Source organism: Oerskovia sp. NPDC060287 (assembly GCF_042726775.1).
Taxonomy (GTDB): Bacteria; Actinomycetota; Actinomycetes; order Actinomycetales; family Cellulomonadaceae; genus Oerskovia; species Oerskovia merdavium.
In genome coordinates this window covers 1-2,944 of sequence record NZ_JBHXBO010000357.1, presented here as the reverse complement: position 1 = coordinate 2,944, position 2,944 = coordinate 1, and the positions used below count along the sequence as shown (strand labels likewise).

3 protein-coding genes are annotated in these 2,944 nt (G+C 74.8%); all 3 read left to right on the top strand.

Annotation, left to right across the window (positions count from 1 at the left end; genetic code table 11):
- Positions 1 to 182: 182 nt before the first annotated feature.
- The 3 genes from ACFWFR_RS18815 to ACFWFR_RS18805 all read left to right on the top strand — a co-directional run bounded on the left by ACFWFR_RS18815 (position 183) and on the right by ACFWFR_RS18805 (position 2,884).
- Positions 183 to 1,136: a septum formation initiator family protein gene (locus ACFWFR_RS18815; RefSeq protein ID WP_377624110.1), complete on the top strand. Its 954-nt coding sequence runs from the start codon at positions 183 to 185 to the stop codon at positions 1,134 to 1,136.
- A gap of 216 nt (positions 1,137 to 1,352) precedes the next feature.
- Positions 1,353 to 1,862, top strand: a complete 510-nt coding sequence (locus ACFWFR_RS18810; protein ID WP_318244329.1) for a DUF501 domain-containing protein — start codon at positions 1,353 to 1,355, stop codon at positions 1,860 to 1,862.
- Positions 1,863 to 1,930: 68 nt separating this feature from the next.
- Positions 1,931 to 2,884: an exopolyphosphatase gene (locus tag ACFWFR_RS18805; RefSeq protein ID WP_377624109.1), complete on the top strand. Its 954-nt coding sequence runs from the start codon at positions 1,931 to 1,933 to the stop codon at positions 2,882 to 2,884.
- Positions 2,885 to 2,944 lie beyond the last annotated feature (60 nt).

The window sequence follows — 2,944 nt, the reverse complement described above, 5'->3', positions numbered from 1 at the left end:
GTGGTTCCTCGGAACCACCGGGCGTCCGTGCGTCCGGGCGGCGTGACCTCCCGGGGGAGCGCGCCGCCGCGACACGTCAGGGGGGCGCGGGTTGTGAACGCTTGGTGTGGATCCGACCACGTTGCCCGGCACGCCGCAGACCCTGCGGCGGGCGGGGACCGCGGGACGGCACAATCGGCACCATGCCCTCGAACCGCCGCCCGTCCACCCCTGGCGCCTCGGCGCGCCCGGGCGGACGTGGCGCGGGATCGCGCGGGGACGGTCGTTCGTCGTCGGGCCGCGCGCGCAGCCCGGGCTCCAGCCCGACGACGTCACGCGCCGACACGGGGACGTCCGGTCCGGCGTCGGGCGCGTCAGGCGCTGCGAAGCCGGCCAAGAAGGGCGCGCCGGCGGGAAAGCCGCCGAAGTCGCCGAAGTCCACGGGCGCGAACCCGACAGGTTCGGCGTCCGCCGCGGCCAAGGGCTCGGCGAGGAACAGCACGAAGAAGCCCCCGGCCCCGGGCGGTGCAGGCGCCCGGTCCGGGTCGACGAAGCCCGCCGCCGCGCGTCCGGCGTCGTCCCGTTCTCCGCGTGCTCGCAGCACGGCAGGTGGCCGCGCCCCCGCGCTCGCCGACCGCCGTCGGAGCAGGTACGGCCTGCTGCTCCCCGAGGTCGTGACGGTCCGCGCCCTGGTGATGTCCGTCGTCGTGCTCCTGGCCGTGATCCTCCTGCTGCCCACGGTGCGCGCCTACGTCAACCAGACGGGCGAGCTCCGGGCGCTGCGCGCCGACGTGGCCGAGGCGCAGGCGACACGCGACGCGCTCGAGGTCGAGCTCGGCCGGTGGGACGACCAGGCATACGTGATCGCGCAGGCTCGCGACCGGCTCAGCTACGTCATGCCGGGCGAACGGTCCTGGCGCGTCGTCGACCCGGACACCGTCGTCGACGACCTGGACCCCGAGACGGGGCAGGTCGTGACCGACGGGCCCGTCGACGTCGCGGGGCACGTCGGTGCGCCCTGGTACACCTCGCTGTGGCGCTCGGTCCAGCTCGCGGGCGAGCAGCCCGAGCCGGGGTCGGCGAGCCCCACGGGCGGCGTGCAGACCCCGCCGCCCGCGAGCGACACCCCGACCGATCCCGCGACGCCTTCGGGCTGAACCGGCGGATTGCGGAACCACCCGGGGGAGCGGGGACAATGGGAGAGCGTCGGTACCCGGCGCCGGACCAGCACCGCACGCCGCAGAACGGAACCTCTCGTGAACGACTCGCACCCCGCAGCCTCCGACCTGGAGAACGTCCAGGTCCCGGGGAACCCCTCGGGCACGACCACGGCCGCTACCGACGGCACCGACGCTGCGCCTGCTGCGCCCGTCGTGCCCCAGGCCGACCGGTCCCGCCCCGAGGTGACCCCCGAGGACCTCGAGGTCCTGCAGGAGCAGCTCGGTCGCCCGGCGCGCGGCGTCGTCGGGATCGCGGCGCGCTGCGTGTGCGGCCGCCCGCTCGTGGTGCACACGGCCCCGCGCCTGCCTGACGGCACGCCCTTCCCCACGACCTACTACCTGACGAGCCCGGGAGCGGTCGCAGGCGCCTCGACGCTCGAGGCGAACAGTGTGATGAAGGAGATGTCGGAGCGCCTCACGCAGGACGAGGAGCTCGCGGCGGCCTACGCCCGCGCGCACGAGCACTACCTCGCGGCCCGCGAGTCGCTCGGCCACGTCGAGGAGATCGCGGGCATCTCCGCAGGTGGCATGCCCGTGCGCGTCAAGTGCCTGCACGTGCTCGTGGGGCACGCCCTCGCGGCCGGGCCTGGGGTCAACCCGCTCGGCGACGAGGCGCTCGTCATGATCTCCGGCTCGTGGCGCGCGGACCGCTGCACCTGCTGACCGCCTGAACCGGTCCACGGGCGGGCCGGCCGCCCGCCGGTGGCGCAGAGGATGGCACCCTTGATGCCATGACTTCTTCTCGTGTCGCCGCGATCGACTGCGGTACCAACTCGATCCGCCTCCTCGTCGCCGACGTCGACTCCACGACGGGCGTCCTCACCGAGCTCGACCGCCGCATGGAGGTCGTGCGGCTCGGTCAGGGCGTCGACCGTACGGGGCGGTTGGCGCCCGAGGCACTGGCCCGGACGCTCGACCAGGCGGCCGAGTACGCGGCCGTGATCGAGGAGCTCGGGGCGACGCGCACGCGCTTCGTGGCGACGTCGGCCACGCGCGATGCCGAGAACCGCGGCGAGTTCGTCGAGGGCGTGCTCGCACGCCTGGGCGTCGAGCCGGAGGTCGTCTCCGGGAACGAGGAGGCCGAGCTGTCGTTCCGCGGGGCGACCGGTGTGGTCGCGGCGCACCACGAGGGTCCGTTCGTGGTCGTGGACCTCGGGGGAGGGTCGACCGAGCTCGTGCTCGGCACCGATGCCCCCGAGGCGGCGTGGTCCATGGACGTCGGGTGCGTGCGCCTGACCGAGCGTCACCTGCGCTCCGACCCGCCGACCGCCGAGGAGATCGCGGCGGCGAGGGCCGACGTGCGGGCCGCGCTCGACGTCGCGACGCAGACCGTCCCGCTGGGCAAGGCCGCGACGCTCGTCGGGCTCGCGGGCTCGGTGACGACCGTGACCGCGCACGCGCTGGGCCTCGAGCGCTACGACCGCGACCGGATCGACGGTGCGGTGCTGACGGTCGAGCAGACGCTGGACGCGTGCGAGGACCTGCTGGGGCGCACGCGCGCCGAGCGCGAGGCGCTGGGCTTCATGCACCCGGGACGCATCGACGTGATCGGGGCGGGGGCGCTCGTGTGGTCCGAGGTCGTGCGCCGGGTGCGCGACGACGTCGCGGCCGCGGGCGGCGAGCTCACGTCGGTCGTGACGAGCGAGCACGACATCCTGGACGGGATCGCGCTGTCGATCGCGTGAGGTTCGCGAAGTCTCCTGCCGAGAAGTGAGCAGATGCCCCTGGATCGCGCGATCCAGGGG

Excerpts from the sequence above, each read along its gene's own strand:
- ACFWFR_RS18815 (WP_377624110.1), top strand. The coding sequence starts at position 183 with ATGCCCTCGAACCGCCGCCCGTCCACCCCTGGCGCCTCGGCGCGCCCG.
- ACFWFR_RS18805 (WP_377624109.1), top strand. The coding sequence starts at position 1,931 with ATGACTTCTTCTCGTGTCGCCGCGATCGACTGCGGTACCAACTCGATC.